Here is a 17,058-nt window from a genome sequence, read left to right on the forward strand (position 1 = left end):
GCCCACGCCCCCGCTCGCCCAACCGGGAGAGCGGGGGCGTGAGCGTCAGTTCTTGACCACCAGGTTGGGGTGGGCCTTCAGGTACGCGTCGGCGCGGCCGGCGCGGAGTTCGGTGATGAACTTCCGGCCCTCGCTGGTGAGCTGTTCGCCCTGGTAGGCGCTGCCCTTTCCGACGCCGGAACCGGGCAGGCCGACCAGGGTGAACTGGTTCTCCGGCACACCGCTGAGGGCGTACGCCAGGTCGATGATCCGGTTCCCGCCCACGTACACCAGGGTGTCGCCCAGGGCGGCGACCACCTGGTCGGCGCGCTCGGGCTGCGAGGCTAGGCCCTCGTCGAGGATCTTGCGGGTCAGGGCCTTGACGAGCTGCTGCTGGTGACGCTGGCGGGCGTAGTCGCCGCCGGGGATGTAGCGCTGCCGGGCGTAGTCCAGCGCCTGCCAGCCGTTGAGGTGCTGCTCGCCCTTCTCGTAGACCTTCTGCGGGCCGGTGTAGCCGCCGGGTGCGCTGTCCCGGTACTTGCCGTCCGGCTTGCGGTGCAGGGACGCGACCCGCTGGTCGACGTAGATGTCCACCCCGCCGAGGGCGTTCACCAGCTTGTCGAACCCGCCGAAGGTGAGCACGGCCCCCGCGTCGATCCGCAGGCCGGTGTAGCCGCTCACCGTGCTGCGCAGCAGCTCGTACCCCTGGGCCGTGCTCGGCTGCTTGGGCTTGCCCGGCACCCGGCTGCCGAAGCTCATCGAGTGGGTGAGCTTGGTCTTGCCGCCCTTGTAGCCGGCCTTGGGGAACGGCGGGATGTCCACCAGCAGGTCGCGGGGGAGGGAGAAGAGGTACGCCCGGTTGAGGCCCTTCGGCACGTGCAGCACCAGGACGGCATCGGAGTGCGGCTCCCAGCCGGGAACGCTGACCCGGGTGTCCACCCCGACGAGCAGCAGCGTCAGCGGGCCGGTGATCTTCGCGCCCGGAGGCGGGCTGCTCGGGCTGGGCGTGGGGGTGGGCGTGCCGACCGGCGACGGGCTCGGCGAGCCGGCCAGCGGAGTGCCGGCGGGCGAGTCGCCGCTGGTCAGCCGGGTGATCACCACGGCGCCGCCGGCGATCAGCGCGACGACGGCGAGGGCGGCCAGCCCGAGCACCAGCCACCGTCGGCGCGGCTCCATCGACCCCAAGATCATCTTCGTTTCCTTCCACCCGTATCCGGAACAACGCTCCGACGGGTGCTCCGGGTTGCGGCCGGGAGGCGCCGGGTCGGTCGGCCGGTGCATGATCGCGCGAAAACTGCCGCTGGCGCGAGCGCTACTGACGAGTAATGATGCGTCCATGCGGTACGACGTGGTCGTCATCGGGTCCGGCTTCGGCGGCAGCGTCACGGCGCTCCGCCTCGCCGAGAAGGGTTACTCGGTGGGCGTCCTGGAGGCCGGCCGCCGCTTCGCCGACGACGAGTTCCCGCAGACGTCCTGGCGGGCCCGCCGGTTCCTGTGGGCGCCGAAGCTGGGCTGCTACGGCATCCAGCGGATCACCCTGCTCCGCCCCGCCGAGCGGCGATCCGGCAGCGGTGTGCTCGTGCTGTCCGGCGCGGGAGTGGGCGGTGGCTCGCTGGTCTACGCGAACACCCTCTACGAGCCGCTGCCGGCGTTCTACACCGACCCGCAGTGGCGCGACATCACCGACTGGCGCGACGAGCTGGCCCGCCACTTCGACCAGGCGAAGCGGATGCTCGGCGTCACCACGTACCCGATGGACACCGGCGCGGACCGCGCCATGCGGGCGGTGGCCGACCGGATGGGGGTCGGCCACACCTTCCACGCCACCCCCGTCGGGGTGCACATCGGCCGCCCCGGCCAGCGCGTCGCCGACCCGTACTTCGGTGGCGTCGGCCCGGAGCGCACCGGCTGCCTGCACTGCGGCTCGTGCATGACCGGCTGCCGGCACGGGGCCAAGAACACGTTGGTCAAGAACTACCTGTGGCTCGCCGAGCGGCTGGGCGCCACCGTGCACCCGCTGACCACGGTGACGGCCGTCCGGCCGGCCGCCGACGGAGGGTACGAGGTGCACACCGAGCGCACCGGCGCCTGGCTGCGCCGACGGCGGCAGGTGATCCACGCCGACCAGGTGGTCTTCGCCGCCGGGGCGCTCGGCACCCAACGGCTGCTGCACGGCATGAAGACCGGCGGCGCCCTGCCGCGGCTCTCACCCCGCCTCGGTGAGCTGACCCGGACCAACTCGGAGGCGATCCTGGGCGCCTCGGTGGACCACCGGCGGGCCCGGTCCGAGCGGCTGGACTTCACCGAGGGGGTGGCGATCACCAGCTCGTTCCACCCGGACCCGCAGACCCACATCGAGCCGGTCCGCTACGGGCGCGGCTCCAACGCCATGGGGCTGCTCCAGTCGTTGCTTGTCGACGGCGGCCCGCACCGCGTTCGGCGGTGGCTGGGCAGCATCGTCCGGCAGCCGGGGCTGGCCGCCCGGATGCTGTCCGTGCGCGGCTGGTCGGAGCGGACGGTGATCGCCCTGGTGATGCAGTCGGTGGACAACTCGCTGACCACCCGCTGGCGGCGCGGCGTGTTCGGTCGCCGGCTGGTGACCGGGCCCGGCCACGGCACCCCGAGCCCGACCTGGATCCCGGCCGGCAACACCGCGACCCGGCTGCTCGCCGAGGAGATCGGCGGTACGCCCGGTGGCTCGCTCACCGAGCCGTTCGACATCCCGATCACCGCGCACATCCTGGGCGGCGCGGTGATCGGCGCCACCGAGGCCGACGGGGTGATCGACCCCTGGCACCGGGTGTACGGCCACCCGGGGCTGCACGTGGTGGACGGCGCGGCCGTGTCGGCGAACCTGGGCGTGAACCCGTCCCTGACGATCACCGCCCAGGCGGAACGGGCGATGTCCTTCTGGCCGAACAAGGGTGAGGAGGACCCCCGGCCGGCGCTCGGTGATCCGTACCGGCGACTCGACGCGGTGCCGCCCCGACGGCCGGCGGTGCCGCCGGACGCCCCGGCCGCGCTACGCCCCTGACAGCGGGCGGCGGAGGATGTAGTTGATGCCGAACACACTGTCGCTGACCCGTACGTCGGTGTAACCGATCCGCTGGTAGAAGCCGTGCCCGGTGAGGCTGGCGCCGGTCTCCATGAACTCGTGCCCCTCGGCGCGGGCCAGCTCCTCGACGTGTCGCATCAACCGGCGGCCGACGCCGCGGCCGTGCGCGTCGGGGTCGACGAACATCGTGTAGACCTTGTTGCCGTCGCGGGACACCGTGCCGACCGGCCGCCCGTCCTGCTCGGCGACGTAGATCCGACGCTCGACGCCGAGCTCGCGGAACCGGTCGGCGGTGAAGTGGGCGCACATCCGGTCGATCAGCTCGGCCGGGTAGTCGCGGCTGTTCACCTCGCGAAGGCAGCGGACGACCAGGGCCGACAACGCCTCGCCGTCCTCGGGACGGAACGGTCGTACGGTCACCTCGGTCATCGCCGTGCCTCCGTCCGGTCCGCGCGTGGGTCGCTGAGACGGTAGCGCCGCGCGTGGCGCCGGTGCGGCCCCGCGGGACGGCGCGGGTCGTACCGGACGAGGTCGGCGTCGCGCCGCGCCGAGTGCGTGGGGCGCGGCTCGGACCGGCGGTGACTGTCGGTAGGCTTTGTGCACATGAGCCTGCCTCGCCCTGTCCTCGTGGTGGACTTCGGAGCCCAGTACGCCCAGCTCATCGCGCGCCGGGTCCGCGAGGCGAAGGTCTACTCCGAGATCGTGCCGCACTCGATGCCGGTCGCCGAGATGCTGGCGAAGAACCCGGCCGCGATCATCCTCTCCGGCGGTCCGGCCAGCGTGTACGCGCCGGACGCCCCGCAGATCGACGCGGGCGTGTTCACGGCCGACGTGCCGGTCTTCGGCATCTGCTACGGCTTCCAGGCGATGGCCCAGGCGCTCGGCGGCACCGTCGCGCGGACGGGCAACCGCGAGTACGGCGGCACGCCGCTGCGCCCCCGCCTCCTCGAGCCGGGTGTGCTGCTGCGCGACCTGCCGGCGGACCTGCCGGTCTGGATGAGCCACGGCGACTGCGTCACCGAGGCCCCCGAGGGCTTCACGGTCACCGCCGAGTCGGCGGGCGCGCCGGTGGCGGCCTTCGAGGACGTGGCCGGGCGTCGGGCCGGCGTGCAGTTCCACCCGGAGGTCGGGCACACCGCGCACGGTCAGGAGATGCTGACCCGCTTCCTGTACGACATCGCCGGCATCGAGCCGACCTGGACGCCCGAGAACATCATCGACGAGCAGGTCGCCCGGATCCGCGCCCAGGTTGGTGACAAGGAGGTCATCTGCGGCCTCTCCGGCGGGGTGGACTCCGCGGTCGCCGCCGCGCTGGTGCACAAAGCGGTCGGTGACCAGCTCACCTGCGTGTTCGTCGACCACGGTCTGCTGCGCGCGGGCGAGGCTGAGCAGGTCGAGAAGGACTACGTGGCGGCCACCGGCATCAAGCTGAAGGTGGTCGACGCCGCCGACCGGTTCCTCGGCGCGCTGGCCGGGGTGACCGATCCGGAGCAGAAGCGCAAGATCATTGGCCGGGAGTTCATCCGGGTCTTCGAGGCCGCCGCCCGCGAGATCGCCTCGCACGGCGACGTGGAGTTCCTGGTCCAGGGCACCCTCTACCCGGACGTGGTGGAGTCCGGCGGCGGCTCCGGCACCGCCAACATCAAGAGCCACCACAACGTCGGCGGCCTGCCGGAGGACCTGAAGTTCGCCCTGGTCGAGCCGCTGCGCACCCTGTTCAAGGACGAGGTCCGGGCGCTCGGCCTCCAGCTGGGCCTGCCCGAGGCGATGGTCTGGCGGCACCCGTTCCCCGGCCCCGGCCTGGCCATCCGGATCATCGGCGCCGTCGACCGCGAGCGCCTCGACCTGCTGCGCCGCGCCGATCTGATCGCCCGCGAGGAGCTGACGGCCGCGGGTCTGGACCGGGGTGTCTGGCAGTTCCCCGTGGTGCTGCTCGCCGACGTGCGCAGCGTCGGCGTGCAGGGTGACGGGCGCAGCTACGGGCATCCCGTGGTGCTGCGCCCGGTCTCCAGCGAGGACGCGATGACCGCCGACTGGTCCCGGCTGCCCTACGACGTGGTGGCCCGGATCTCCACCCGGATCACCAACGAGGTCGCCGAGGTCAACCGTGTGGTGCTGGACGTGACCAGCAAGCCGCCGGGCACCATCGAGTGGGAGTGACCGCGGCTCACGCGGCCGGCGGCGTGTGGGACGGGGCCGTCGGCGGGTAGGGCGGCGTCGGCGCGTACCCCGGCTGCGGTCCGCCGGGCGCGGGCCCGGCGGTGGGCTGCGGCGCGGCGCCCGCCGGGTGCGGCCAGGCCGGCGCGCCGGTGGGCTCCTCGGGCATCAGGAACCACATGATGGGGTACGCGAACAGCGCGAGCCCGCCGGTGAGCAGGCCGGTGACCGCGAAGGCCACGCGAACCACCGTGGGGTCGACGTCGAAGTAGCGGCCGAGGCCGCTGGCGACCCCCGCCACCATGCGGTCGGTGGTGGGTCGCCGGAGCTGCTTGTACGGGGCGTGCGGAGCGGCGGTGGATGTCATGTCTCCACGGTCCGCGCCGGTGCCCGGCCCGCCCTCGGTGACCGCCCGGATCCTTACCCTGACCGATCCCTGAGCGGGTAGCAAAGAGTCAGGAATCCGACTCTTTTCCGTCCCGGTAACCCGTCCCGGGGAGAATTTGGTCCCGTGACCACCATGCTGGAGCCGCTTCGCAGGATCGCGGCATACGCAGTTTGTGCTGATTCAGACGGCCGAGTGTTGCTGGTCCGCGCATCGGAGCGCTCCGGCACCCCCGGCACCTGGTCGCTGCCGGGCGGAGCGGTCGACCACGGTGAGGACCCGAACCACACAGTCGTCCGCGAGACCGCCGCCGAGACGGGCCTCTCGGTCGCCGTCTCGGGCCTGGCCGACGTGCTCGCCGACATGCGGGCGCTGCCCGAGCGCGGCATCACCATCCACACCGACCGGCTGATCTACCGGGTGGCGGTGCGTGGCGGCACCCTCGCCGACCGGGTCGGCGAACGCCCCACCGACCTGGCCCGGTGGTACACGCTCGACGAGGCCCGCGAGTTGCCGCTGCGCTCGTTCACGGCCCGCGCCCTCGGCCTGCCCGCCTCCTCGGCCGACGTGGTGCCCGACGAGGTGCCCGAGTTCCCCTCCTTCTACGCGGTGCCCGGCCCGGACGGGCTGCACCGGGCGCAGCGCTTCGCCGCGTACGCCGTGTGCACCGACCCGGCCGGTCGGGTGCTGCTCACCCGGATCTCCGACGGCTACCCGGGCGCCGGCTGCTGGCACCTGCCCGGCGGCGGCACCGACTACGGCGAGCAGCCCGGCGCGGCGCTCATCCGGGAGCTGGTGGAGGAGACCGGCCAGTCCGGCCGCCTCGTCGAGCTGCTGGGTGTGGCGAGCCACCGCGACGCCGCCTCGCTCGGCCCGGAGGGCTACCCGATCGACTGGCACGGCGTCCGCGCCTTCTACCGGGTCGTGGTCGACGAGCCCAACGCGCCGACGATCACCGACGTCGGTGGCTCCACCTGCGAGGCCCGTTGGTTCGCCCGCGAGGAACTGGGCGCCCTCGGAACGGACCGCCTGACCGAGGTGACCGCAGAAGCAGTCCAAGCAGCCCAACTAACCTAACCCCCACCCCGGCCCCCGGCCTCCCTCGTCGCGGTGATCATGAAGTTATTGTCGGGACACGCCGAGAAAGACGGCGATAACTTCATGATCACCGGCCTGGAGGCGGGTGCGGGGGAGCGGGGGCCTGGTTGTGGAGCTGGTGCGGCGGGTTGCGGTTCATGGTTTGTTGTCGGCCTCGGGGCGAGTTCTGGTTGTCCGGGGGGCTGTGGGGGCGGTGTGGTCGCTGCCTGGGGGGCCGGTCGCGCACGCCGAGCATCCTGAGCGTGCGGTCGTGCGCACGGTGGGCGAGCAGACCGGGCTGGCCGTGTCGGTGGGTCGGTTGCGGGCCGTGGTCGCCGACGTCAGCACCCTCGCGCAGGGCGGCGTCTCGCTGCACACCGACCGGTTGCTGTTCGAGATGACCGTTCACGGCGATGTGCCGGCCGACATCGGAGACGGCACGATCGAGGCCCGCTGGGTCAGCCCCGAGGACGCGGCCCGGCTGCCGCTGACACCGTTCAGCGCCGAACTGCTCGGACTGCCGGTCACCCCGCTCCCGGCCGACGCGCACCCGTCCGCCGAGCCGCTCCCGCCGTCGCACCCGGATCGCCGGCTGCGGTTCGGGGCGTACGGGCTGGTCACCGACCCGGCCGGGCGGGTCCTGCTCACCCAGATCGCCGACGGCTATCCCGGGGCCGGCAAGTGGCACCTGCCCGGCGGTGGCACCGATCACGGCGAGCAGCCGACCACCGGGCTGCTCCGTGAGCTGGTCGAGGAGGGCGGTCAGGTGGGCCGGGTCGTGGAGCTGCTCGGCGTGGACAACCTGCACAACCCGGCTGCGCTCGGCCCGGAGGGCCGTCCGCTGAACTGGCACGGCGTCCGGGTGATCTATCGGGTGCTCGTGGACGTACCAACTGACGCGGTGGTGACCGAGTCCGCCGGTGGCTCGACCGCCCGGGCGGGCTGGTTCACCATCGCCGAGACCGATGACCTGCTGCTGACCGGCATCGCTGCCTCGGCAATCGGACAGCTGGGTCGATAGCACCCGGCTCGGCGAGCCGAGATGGTGACCCTCCGGTACAGTCGGAGACGGGAATGGTGGAGGAAACGGGCGATGAGGCCCGGGATGGGAATAACAAGGCGGTTCGCGCGGTTTGCACCAGATATAAGTACCGCCGGCAGCTATCGCCAAGCCACGTTCCCCTATGCGATGGTGTACTCCGCAAAACGGCTGCCGGGCCACGCAAGGTCCGGCACGAGACAGCCGGACACCCGCCCCAAACGGCGGCAAGCCGATCCGGTGATGGAGGAAACGTGCCGAGAGCCCCATGGCGCCGGCGTCGTACGACTGACAGTCCGCGCCCCGCAGGGCGTCGCTGGGCGGGCCCGTTGCGCCGCAGCAGCACGTTCGCCCGCCAGGTGCTGCTGGTCCGGGTGGGTCGCCGTGACGGCGACCTGCGGACCACCGACGTGACACTGCCCGAGCACCGGTACGCCGACCGCCAGCGCCGCCGTTACGGCCTGGACCGGCTCGGCCGTCCGTCGCTCGGCGTCAACCGGGCCGAGATCGAGGCGGTCATGCCGGTCAGCCCGGCGCTGCCGCCGATGGCGCACGCCGACGAGGCGTCGTCCGGGTCGATCCCCCTGCTGCCCGGCGAGCGCACCGTCGCCCGCCGGATGAAGTTCGGCGTGGTCAACGCCTGCACCCTGGCCAGCCTGATGCTGGGCATGCTGGCCATCTTCCTGGCCATGCAGGGCGAGGTGCGCATCGCCGCCCTCTGCCTGATCGCCTGCGTCGGCTTCGACGGCCTCGACGGCGCGTTGGCTCGCCGGCTCGGCGTCGCCAGCCCGTTCGGCGCCCAGATGGACTCGCTGGCCGACATGTGCTCGTTCGGCCTCGCCGCGCCGGTGGTGGTCTACGCCTCGCTCGCCGGCTCCGTGTCGACGGCTGCGGCCGCGGTGGCCTGCGCCCTGGTCGCGGCGTGTGCGGCGATCCGGCTGGCCCGCTTCAACGTCTCGCCGAAGGACGGCCGCTTCTTCTGCGGTGTCCCCACCACCATGTCCGCGGCCGTGCTCGCCGTGACCGTGGCGATCGGCCTGCCGGTGCCCGGCCTGGTGCTGGTCGCCGGGGTGGCGCTGCTCGCCTTCGCGATGGTGTCCAGCTTCCCGTACGCCAAGCTCGCGCGCCTGGTGAAGCTGCCGCCGTGGCTCTGGCTGGCCCCGGTGCTCGGCGCGCTCGTCGACATCCGGCTCACGTTCGCCCTGATCGTGGTGGGCTACCTGGTCAGCGGGCCGGTGCTCTGGCTGCGCCAGCGTCGTACCGCCTGATCCGACACACGAAACGGGGCGCCGCGGACAGCGGCGCCCCGTTTTCGCGTCTCGGCGTCAGCGCCAGCGGGCGATGACCGTGGAGCCGCCGATCACCTTGTCGCCCGGCCCCACCAGCGGGTCCGCGGCCTCGGCCGGCAGGTAGACGTCGGTCCGCGAGCCGAACCGGATGAGCCCGAAGCGCTCCCCCTTGGCCAGCAGCGCGCCGATCGGCGCGCGCTGCACGATGCGGCGGGCGATCAGGCCGGTGCGCTGCGCGACCACCACCGTGCCACGGCTGGTGTCCAGGACGGTGTACGCGGCGACGTTGTGCTCGGCGTCGGGCTTCATCGCGTTGACGAAGCCGCCGTCGGCGACGAAGTAGTCCACCACCTTGCCGGCGACCGGAGCCCGGTTGACGTGCACGTCCAGCACGGAGAGGAAGACCGCGACGCGCAGCCACTCACCGTCGCCGAAACGCTCGTCGTGCAGGCGCTGCACCGACAGGACCTTGCCGTCCGCGCTGGCCACCACGGCGTTCGGGTCTTCCGGGACGTCCCGCTGGGGATCGCGGAAGAACGCGGCTACCGGCCCGGCGGCCAGCGCCGGCAGCAGCCACAACTTGGACGACGGACGCGCCACCCGGGCCAGCGCCGCCAGACCCAGCGTGATGCCCGCCGCGGCCACCCCGTTGGAGTCGATGTGCATTCCCCGGGTCAGCGGCACGCTCGACGGCCGGTACGCCGGGGCCAACCGGTCGGCCGCGGCCGGGCTGGCCGGGGTGAACCGGAGCCGGTAGACGCGTACCGGCGGTGTGTTCCGCAGCACCAGGTCCCCGCCGACGCCGTAGAGGGCGTCCTGCCGGGCCAGCTCGCTGGCTGCGCCTGTCGTCCGGCCCGGCGTCGCGGTGGTCGCCACGCTCAGCACCCCGCCCTCGGTCAGGTACTTGGACAACCCGTCGATGCCGCTCCGGGTTTCCTCGGCGGTGCCGATGAACGCCTCGCCGGCGATGACCACGGCGGCGGCCTCGGCGTCGGCGAGCGAGTCGACCACGCGTACGCGGTCGGCGACCCACCGGCCCTGGGCGGTGACGTGCTCGCGGAGCACGGGGGCGCCGGACGAGTCGGCGGGCACCACGGTGAGCTGGTCACCGGGGAGCAACGCCTCGATGGCCGCGGCCAGCACCGCGGACTCCGGGCTCGCGCCGACCAGCAGGGCGGCCTTCGGGTCGTTCATCCGGGCCAGCTCGGTGACGAGGGTACGGGCGGCTCGCTCGCCGATGCGGACCGGACCGGACCGGCCGGTGGTACGCACGGCGGGGGACTGCGTCATGTCGGGCGGGCTCCTGACGGGGTAGAGACGGGAATCGCGGCGGGGCCGCCATGGCGGGGACGGGCCGGCCGGCGGAGGCGAGATCTCCACCGGTCAGCATATGCGCCTGCCCGCGCCGGCCGCACCGCCGTGGAGGTGGTGCGGGCCGTCGCGGGCAGGTAGCCGGGTCAGGATTCCCGCTGTCGGCCCTCCCGCTCGTCCGCCGGATCGTCGCCGGTCGCCGTGCTCGGGTGGTCGGGCCGGGGCTGCTCGTCGGCCCCGTCGCCGGGCTGGCCGGAGACCGGCGCCGCCTGCGACTCCGACGCGCCGTGGGCCAGCCAGGCGGGGTGGATGGCGTCCGCCGACGCCTCCGGTGCCCGGATCTCGGCGGTCGACGCCTCCGGCAGACGCATCTCGGCGGTCGGCGGCTCCGGTGCCCGCAGGGCCACCGTCGGTGCCTCTGGCGCCGGTCCCGGCAGGGGAGCGTCCCAGGCGGAGTGTTCGGCGGTCCAGGCCGGAAGGCCCGCGCCGGAGGTCGGGGCGGGCACCCCGGAGGTCGGCACGCCGGGCTGCTGGGCCGCGATCGTGGCCGGGTCGGCGACGTCGTTCGGCTCCGGGCGGCTGGATCGGCCGGAGCGCAGCGCGCCGACCAGACCGAAGATCCCGATCAGGATCAGCGCGCCGGCCAGGAACCAGCCGACCGGCGGCAGCGCCAGCCCGAGCAGTTGGGCGAGCAGCCACCAGGCCGACAACGCCAGGAACACCAGCCCGAAGGCGAACGAGAGCAGGTCCGTACGGTGAGCCTTCACCGGGTCACCTCCAGGTTGCCGGCATTGACGTGGATGTACAGGCGCAACTTCCCGCCGCCGGGGCCGTCCGCGCCCAGGTCGGTGGACTCCCGCAGGCGGCCGTCGATCCCGCCGGAACGGTTGCCGAAGATGGTGGCGTCGCCGGCGTTGACGTCGGCCACGGTGGTGACGTCCACGTTCGGCGGTACGACAACCGTCGCCTGCCCGAAGTTGATCGCGACGGTCACCTCGCTGTCCTGCTTCGTGAAGTCGATGCCCCGCAGGTCGAGCACGGCGTCACCGAAGCTGTTCTCGTACCGGTTGGCGAGGTCGCGGTAGTCGGTGGGCGCCCAGGTGACCGCGCCGTCCACGCCACGGATGCGGTCGTAGGACTCGGCGACCGTGGCGGTGCCCAGAGCCGCGGCGGTCACCAGGCCGAGCGCGATCAGCCAGCGGGCCCGCCCGAACCAGGTGCCGACCAGCAGCCCCAGCCCGATCGTGGCCAACGCGGCCGCGAAGTACGCCGAGGCGCTGACGGCGAACACGTCCAGCAGGTCGAGCAGGGCGACCACGCCGAGGGCCAGGAAGATCAGCGAGAAGGTCACCGCGCCGAGCGGCGAACGCTCCCGGGGCCGCTTCGGCGGCTTCGGTGGTTTGGGCGGCGGGTACGCGGCGGGGGCCGGCGCGGCGTACGGGCCGTGTGGCGCGAACGGCGGGCGGTACCCGCCCGGCGTCGCCGCGACCGGGTAACCGGCCGGGCCGGCGGGTACGGCGGTCACCGGCGCCGACGGCCAGCCGGCGGCGGCGGTGCCCTCGGTGGCCGTGCCGCTGCCCGGCCAGCCCGGCTCGGGCACCGGCCAGGTGGCCTCCTGCGGCCCCGTGGTGGCACCGGCCGGCTGCCCGGACACCGGCCCCGCCCCGGACGACAGCGCCGCCCCGGACACCGGCTGCGCGCCGACGAACGGCTGCGTGGCGGTGGCCGGCTGGGTGCCGTGCACGGGCGCGGGTGCGCTCGGCGTCTCACCCGGCGCCGCGGCGGCGTACGCCGGAGCGCCACCCGCCAGCGGCGCGGTCGCCAGCGGCCCGGTCGACGGCGCCGCGCCGTGCGTCGGAGCGGGCCAGGCGACCGGCGGGACCGGCCCGGGTGGCGTACCGGTCGGGGTGGGCGGCACCGGCCCACCCGGGGCGCCGGGCTGTGGTCCACGACTGTCCCGGTTGAGCAGCAACGCGCCGCCGATCAGGATGGCCGCGCCGAGCAGCACCGCGCGGAAGGCGTCGGTGACGATGTAGCCGAAGCTGGCCGCCACCAGGATGCCCAGCACGATCACGGTAACCGGGGACATGCTGGAACGGCCGCGCCCCAGCATCGACTCCACCGGGGATGCCGTGTCGCCCTCGTTCGGGATGATCAGCCAGGCGGCGACGTACACCAGGATGCCGATGCCGCCGAAGAACCCGAGCACCGCGAGCAGCACCCGCCAGAGCACCGGATCGGTGTTGGTGGCTCGTCCGATCGCCGCGCAGACCCCGGCCAGGTAACGGCCGTCGCGCGGCCGGACCAGCCCGTACCGCGAGGTGAAGCCGGTGCCGCCCAGCGGCCCCACGGACGGCCCCGGCCCACCAGGCCCTCCAGGCGTACCCGCGCCCCCGCCGGGCCCGTAGCTCGCACCGGTCGTACCGGCGCCGGGCCCGTAGGCCGCACCGGGCCCGTAGCCCGCGCCGGGCGCGAAGCCGGCGCCGGGCCCCTGGCCCGTGCCGGGCGTGAAGCCGGCGCCGGGCGCGTAGCTCGCGCTCGGAGGCTCGTACGCGCCCGGTGTCGGTTCGGCGGTCGGGCCGAACGTGGTGGGCTCGGTCCAGCCGGCGGGCGTCCCGGCTGGTGCGGGCGGTGCTGAACCGCCCGGCTGTGCCGACCCGGGGCGGGGTGGCGGGGCAGCTTCCTCGGTCATGTCTCGATCCTGCTGCCCGCGTCGCCCGAACGACCTCAGGACCCGACCCTGACCCCACCCTGAGATCCGGGCGGCCGGAATGTCGGGGGCGTCCCCGTGGTCGGCGGACGCCGCAGCGTGTGACGATCGGACTCACCGACCTCCGGACAGTCCACCCCCGTGACCAGGGAGCCTGCGATCAGCACCGTGACCCCGCCTCCGCGCCTGTACCGCGCCCCCGAGCATCGGATGGCCGCTGGCGTCGCCGCCGGTATCGCCGACCATCTCGGCATCTCGGTGCTGCGCGTGCGGGTCGCGTTCATGGTGCTGCTCGGGCTGAGCGGGCTCGGACTGCTGCTCTATGCGGCCTTCTGGGCGGTGGTGCCGCTGCGCCCCGGTGACACCGCGGTGCCGCCCCGGCGCGACGTGGCCCAGCTCCTGCCGTTCGTCGGGATCGGGCTCGGTGTCCTGCTGATCCAGGTGATGGTCTTCGACTCGGTCGGCGCGGCGGGCACCGCCGGTTGGCTGGTGGCCATCATCGCGGTCGGCGCCGGGGTCATCTGGCACCAGTCGGCGCCCGAGCGGCGGCGGCGCTGGGGCGACACGATGCCGGTCCCGTGGCTCGGGGCGGTCGTCGAGGAGAGCGACCGGCGGGCCTTCGTGCTCCGGTTCATCGGCGGCGGGGTGCTGGTCGCGGTCGGCATCATCGGTGTCGCGGCGGTCTACTCGCCGGCACAGAACTTCGACGCGGTGATCAACGGGGTGATCTTCGCGCTGGTCGGGTTGGCCGGGGTCGGGGTGGTCGCCGCGCCGGTGCTGTGGCGGACGTACAGCCAGCTCCGCGCGGAGCGCGAGGGGCGCATCCGCGAGCAGGAGCGGGCCGAGCTGGCCGCGATGGTGCACGACCAGGTGCTGCACACGCTGGCGCTGATCCAGCGCAACGCCAGCGACGTCAAGACGGTGCAGCGGTTGGCCCGGGGGCAGGAGCGTTCGCTGCGCAACTGGCTCTACAAGCCCACGGCGTCACCGAGCGAGCGCTTCGCGGCCGCCCTGGAGCAGGCCGCCGCCGAGGTCGAGGACACCTTCGCGATCACGGTGGAGACCGTGGTGGTGGGCGACCGGGAGACTGACGAGAAGGTCGGCGCGCTGGTCGCCGCCGCGCGGGAGGCGCTGGTGAACGCGGCCCGGCACGCCGGCGTGCAGACCGTGTCGCTCTACGCGGAGGTGGAGCCCGATCAGGTCAGCGTCTTCGTCCGGGACCGGGGCAAGGGCTTCGATCCGGATACGGTGGAGGACCACCGGCACGGCGTACGCGGTTCGATCATCGGACGGATGAAGCGGCACGGCGGACGGGCCGAGATCCGGTCCGGCCCGGGGGAGGGGACCGAGGTCCGGTTGATCCTGCCGATCTCCCGGGACTCGTCCGCAGCGGAGAGGAACAAATGACCATGGCCGAGCAGCCGATGGAGCACCTCGACCCGGCGACCAGCCGCCCGGAACGCCTGCGGGTGTTCCTGGTGGACGACCACGCGATGTTCCGCGCCGGGGTGCGTGCCGAGCTGGGCGCCCACGTCGAGGTGGTGGGTGAGGCGAGCACGGTGGCCGAGGCGGTCACCCGGATCGCCGCCACCGTTCCGGACGTGGTGCTGCTCGACGTACACATGCCCGACGGCGGTGGTCGGGCCGTGCTGGAGGCGATGCGGCGCAGCCATCCGCAGGTCAAGTTCCTGGCGCTGAGCGTCTCCGACGCGGCGGAGGACGTGATCGGGTTGATCCGGGCCGGCGCCCGGGGGTATGTCACCAAGACCATCTCCCCGGACGAGCTGACCGCGGCGATCCGTCGGGTCGCCGACGGTGACGCCGTGTTCAGCCCCCGGCTCGCCGGGTTCGTGCTGGACGCCTTCGCGGCCCGGCCGGACGCCCCGGTGGCCGACCCCGAGTTGGACCAGCTCACCAACCGGGAGCGGGAGGTGCTGCGCCTGCTCGCCCGGGGGTACGCGTACAAGGAGATCGCCAAGGAGCTGTTCATCTCCATCAAGACGGTGGAGACGCACGTGTCGAACGTGCTGCGCAAGCTCCAGATGTCCAACCGCTACGAACTGTCCCGCTGGGCGGCCGACCGCCGGCTCGTGTGATCTATTCCTCCGCCCCGGCATTTCGGGCAGATGCCACGGATGCCGCTGGGCGGGGCTGACAAACGATCACCCGTCGTCCCATACTGCCCCGGTCCCGTTTCCGCGCGTGGGTGTTGGCATCCCGCGGAGGCGGCGACTCACGCGTGCCCGCGGTAGCGGGTCACCCCTGGGGGAGAGGTACCACTCTTGATGTTGGGACAACGAGGACGACACTGGGCGCGGGTCGCGTTGGCGGCCGTCGCCGGCGGCGCGCTGGCGCTCGGCGTGGCGGGTGCCGCAGCCGCTGCTCCGGCCACCGGCGTGGCCAAGGTGGTCGATGGCACCGAGGTCACCCTGAAGCTCGACGGCAAGACGCGCACCACGTCTGCGCTCGCTCTGAAGATCGACGGCAAGCTGGTGCCGGCGTTCTGCATCGACTACCACACCAGCGTGAAGCTCGACGGCAAGTACGAGGAGGGCACCTGGGACAAGTCCGAGGTGCGCAACCTCGGCAAGGTCCAGTGGGTGCTCACCCACGGCTACCCGAACGCCGACTCCACCGCGCTTCTCGCCGCCGCCGGCGTGGAGACGAAGATCGGTAAGAAGCAGCTGGAGACGCTGCTCTACTTCGGCACGCAGACCGCCGTCTGGCACTTCAGCGACGGCATCGAGCTGGGCGCCTGGGAGAAGGACCTGCAGGCCCGCAACCAGTACGAGGTGATCACGAAGGTCCGTGACTACCTCATCAAGAACGCCACCGACCAGCCGGAGCCGCGTGCCGAGCTGTCCGTCGACCCGGCCAGCGCCACCGCGACGGTCGGCGGCAAGGCCGGTCCGTTCACGGTGAAGGGCCCGGCGGGCGCCATCACCGTGGCGGCCACCGGCGGCACCGCCGTCGACGCCGAGGGCAAGCCGGTCACCACGACCACCAACGGCGGGCAGTTCTGGCTGGCCGCTGAGGCCGCCGGCACGGTCAACGTGACCCTGACCGCGCAGGACTCGGTCTCCTTCGGCCGGGTGTTCCTGTTCACCGGCGCCAAGAAGGCGCAGAAGCTGATCCTCGGCGGCAGCACCGGCGCCACCGTCACCACCCAGGCGGCGGCCACCTTCACCGCCGTCCCCACGACGCCGCCGACCACCCCGACGGCGACCCCGAGCGCGTCGCCCTCGCCGACCACCCCGTCGGCCACGCCGTCGGAGTCGTCGCAGCCGGCCAGCCCGGCGCCGTCCACCTCGCCGGCCAGCAACGGTGGCGGCCTGCCGCTGACCGGTTCGCCGATCGCGGCGGCGGCGACCGCCGGTCTGCTGCTGCTCGCCGCGGGTGCGGTGGCCGTCCTCCTGGTGCGTCGTCGCAAGGTCCGCTTCACCGCCTGATCCATCCCCGCCACATCACCGGCCCCGGCCCCGCCTCCACGCGGCGCCGGGGCCGGTGTCGTCGCGGCCGCCTTTCATGATCAGAGAACCGGCCGCGGCGCCCTCGTCCACCCAGTCGGCCATGGTGCCCGTGCAGCCGACGTCGACCTCGTCCGGACGGGTAAAGAAAACCGGGCCCGAGATGGGCGTCGGACCGCGTGGTCGTCAAGCGGAAAAGCTCACAGAAGTCGAGCCTGAGCGGGGCGCGAGCGTCCCAGCAGGTCATGTACTTCCAGGTCAGAGACACCCGCCCCGACCGTTTTGTGATCATTTTTCAAGTATCGGCAACGTGGCGGGCAACTAACGGCTTGATAACGGCACCTTCACGGAAGCGGCCAGTGGGTGTCACAGTGGCAGCACCTCACCCTCGGTGTGTGGCACTCCGTACGGCCTGCGACCACGACCTCCGCTGTTCCTGGCGGGTTCGTGGCTGTGTCGCCTGCGTAGGGTCGTGCCTCGTCGGGTGAGGGAGCCCGGCGGATCGGAACATCAGGGGTGTCCCCAAACTTCCCTGTGGTCCCGGCGACCCCCGCCCCGGGGTGGTCGGGCGGTGTCACCCCCAAACGTG

At 73.1% G+C, this 17,058-nt stretch carries 13 protein-coding genes and 1 pseudogene; 8 read left to right on the forward strand and 6 right to left on the reverse strand.

The annotated features are described in order from the left end of the window. Positions 1-45: 45 nt before the first annotated feature. Positions 46-1,170, reverse strand: coding sequence for an LCP family protein (locus ACGGAQ_RS24495; protein ID WP_393052771.1), 1,125 nt, complete (start codon positions 1,168-1,170; stop codon positions 46-48). Between the two features lie 145 nt (positions 1,171-1,315). Between ACGGAQ_RS24495 and ACGGAQ_RS24500 the strand changes: the two genes are divergently transcribed. After that, positions 1,316-3,013 (forward strand): FAD-dependent oxidoreductase, encoded by a 1,698-nt coding sequence (locus ACGGAQ_RS24500; protein WP_393052773.1) that lies wholly within the window; start codon positions 1,316-1,318, stop codon positions 3,011-3,013. Here ACGGAQ_RS24500 and ACGGAQ_RS24505 read toward each other — a convergent pair. Then, on the reverse strand, positions 3,002-3,463 hold the full coding sequence (locus ACGGAQ_RS24505; RefSeq protein WP_393052775.1) for a GNAT family N-acetyltransferase: 462 nt from the start codon (positions 3,461-3,463) through the stop codon (positions 3,002-3,004). The two genes, ACGGAQ_RS24500 and ACGGAQ_RS24505, sit on opposite strands and share 12 nt — an antisense overlap. A 174-nt stretch (positions 3,464-3,637) precedes the next feature. Between ACGGAQ_RS24505 and guaA the strand changes: the two genes are divergently transcribed. Continuing rightward, positions 3,638-5,194 (forward strand): glutamine-hydrolyzing GMP synthase, encoded by a 1,557-nt coding sequence (gene guaA, locus ACGGAQ_RS24510; RefSeq protein ID WP_393052777.1) that lies wholly within the window; start codon positions 3,638-3,640, stop codon positions 5,192-5,194. Positions 5,195-5,201: 7 nt separating this feature from the next. Here the strand turns inward: guaA and ACGGAQ_RS24515 are convergent, their stop codons facing one another. Beyond that, a complete protein-coding gene (locus ACGGAQ_RS24515; protein WP_393052779.1) occupies positions 5,202-5,558 on the reverse strand; it encodes a PspC domain-containing protein in 357 nt (118 codons plus the stop codon). Positions 5,559-5,702: 144 nt separating this feature from the next. Here ACGGAQ_RS24515 and ACGGAQ_RS24520 point away from each other — a divergent pair, with 144 nt between their 5' ends. The 3 genes from ACGGAQ_RS24520 to ACGGAQ_RS24530 all read left to right on the forward strand — a co-directional run bounded on the left by ACGGAQ_RS24520 (position 5,703) and on the right by ACGGAQ_RS24530 (position 8,960). Beyond that, the gene (locus ACGGAQ_RS24520) at positions 5,703-6,653 is read left to right on the forward strand and encodes an NUDIX hydrolase (protein ID WP_393052781.1); all 951 of its coding nucleotides are present in this window, start codon (positions 5,703-5,705) and stop codon (positions 6,651-6,653) included. A 130-nt stretch (positions 6,654-6,783) separates the two neighbouring features. Beyond that, positions 6,784-7,674, forward strand: a complete 891-nt coding sequence (locus tag ACGGAQ_RS24525) for an NUDIX hydrolase (RefSeq protein WP_393052974.1) — start codon at positions 6,784-6,786, stop codon at positions 7,672-7,674. A gap of 347 nt (positions 7,675-8,021) precedes the next feature. After that, complete coding sequence (locus ACGGAQ_RS24530; RefSeq protein WP_393052783.1) at positions 8,022-8,960, forward strand: CDP-alcohol phosphatidyltransferase family protein; 939 nt, start codon at positions 8,022-8,024, stop codon at positions 8,958-8,960. Between the two features lie 57 nt (positions 8,961-9,017). Here ACGGAQ_RS24530 and ACGGAQ_RS24535 read toward each other — a convergent pair whose 3' ends face one another. The 3 genes and pseudogenes from ACGGAQ_RS24535 to ACGGAQ_RS24545 form a co-directional block, all read right to left on the reverse strand. Beyond that, positions 9,018-10,271, reverse strand: coding sequence for a phosphatidylserine decarboxylase (locus ACGGAQ_RS24535; protein ID WP_393052785.1), 1,254 nt, complete (start codon positions 10,269-10,271; stop codon positions 9,018-9,020). Positions 10,272-10,875: 604 nt separating this feature from the next. Next, a pseudogene (locus tag ACGGAQ_RS24540) lies at positions 10,876-11,059 on the reverse strand (hypothetical protein); the annotation flags it as partial. Then, positions 11,056-12,984, reverse strand: coding sequence for a PspC domain-containing protein (locus ACGGAQ_RS24545; protein ID WP_393052787.1), 1,929 nt, complete (start codon positions 12,982-12,984; stop codon positions 11,056-11,058). The gene ACGGAQ_RS24545 and the pseudogene ACGGAQ_RS24540, both read right to left, overlap by 4 nt. A gap of 159 nt (positions 12,985-13,143) precedes the next feature. Between ACGGAQ_RS24545 and ACGGAQ_RS24550 the strand changes: the two genes are divergently transcribed. The 3 genes from ACGGAQ_RS24550 to ACGGAQ_RS24560 all read left to right on the forward strand — a co-directional run bounded on the left by ACGGAQ_RS24550 (position 13,144) and on the right by ACGGAQ_RS24560 (position 16,451). Continuing rightward, on the forward strand, positions 13,144-14,409 hold the full coding sequence (locus ACGGAQ_RS24550) for a PspC domain-containing protein (RefSeq protein WP_393052789.1): 1,266 nt from the start codon (positions 13,144-13,146) through the stop codon (positions 14,407-14,409). A 2-nt stretch (positions 14,410-14,411) separates the two neighbouring features. Further along, positions 14,412-15,098, forward strand: coding sequence for a response regulator transcription factor (locus ACGGAQ_RS24555; RefSeq protein ID WP_354855393.1), 687 nt, complete (start codon positions 14,412-14,414; stop codon positions 15,096-15,098). Positions 15,099-15,287: 189 nt separating this feature from the next. Further along, on the forward strand, positions 15,288-16,451 hold the full coding sequence (locus tag ACGGAQ_RS24560) for a thioester domain-containing protein (protein ID WP_393052791.1): 1,164 nt from the start codon (positions 15,288-15,290) through the stop codon (positions 16,449-16,451). Positions 16,452-17,058 lie beyond the last annotated feature (607 nt).

The sequence above is a fragment of the Micromonospora sp. NPDC047557 genome (genome assembly GCF_043205095.1).
Lineage (GTDB): Bacteria > Actinomycetota > Actinomycetes > Mycobacteriales > Micromonosporaceae > Micromonospora.

Bases quoted from the DNA above. Each gene is read 5' to 3' on its own strand.
- ACGGAQ_RS24555 (WP_354855393.1), top strand. From the start codon at position 14,412: ATGGCCGAGCAGCCGATGGAGCACCTCGACCCGGCGACCAGCCGCCCG.
- ACGGAQ_RS24560 (WP_393052791.1), top strand. From the start codon at position 15,288: ATGTTGGGACAACGAGGACGACACTGGGCGCGGGTCGCGTTGGCGGCC.
- ACGGAQ_RS24495 (WP_393052771.1), bottom strand. From the start codon at position 1,170: ATGATCTTGGGGTCGATGGAGCCGCGCCGACGGTGGCTGGTGCTCGGG.
- ACGGAQ_RS24515 (WP_393052779.1), bottom strand. From the start codon at position 5,558: ATGACATCCACCGCCGCTCCGCACGCCCCGTACAAGCAGCTCCGGCGA.
- ACGGAQ_RS24505 (WP_393052775.1), bottom strand. From the start codon at position 3,463: ATGACCGAGGTGACCGTACGACCGTTCCGTCCCGAGGACGGCGAGGCG.
- ACGGAQ_RS24545 (WP_393052787.1), bottom strand. From the start codon at position 12,984: ATGACCGAGGAAGCTGCCCCGCCACCCCGCCCCGGGTCGGCACAGCCG.
- guaA (WP_393052777.1), top strand. From the start codon at position 3,638: ATGAGCCTGCCTCGCCCTGTCCTCGTGGTGGACTTCGGAGCCCAGTAC.
- ACGGAQ_RS24500 (WP_393052773.1), top strand. From the start codon at position 1,316: ATGCGGTACGACGTGGTCGTCATCGGGTCCGGCTTCGGCGGCAGCGTC.
- ACGGAQ_RS24535 (WP_393052785.1), bottom strand. From the start codon at position 10,271: ATGACGCAGTCCCCCGCCGTGCGTACCACCGGCCGGTCCGGTCCGGTC.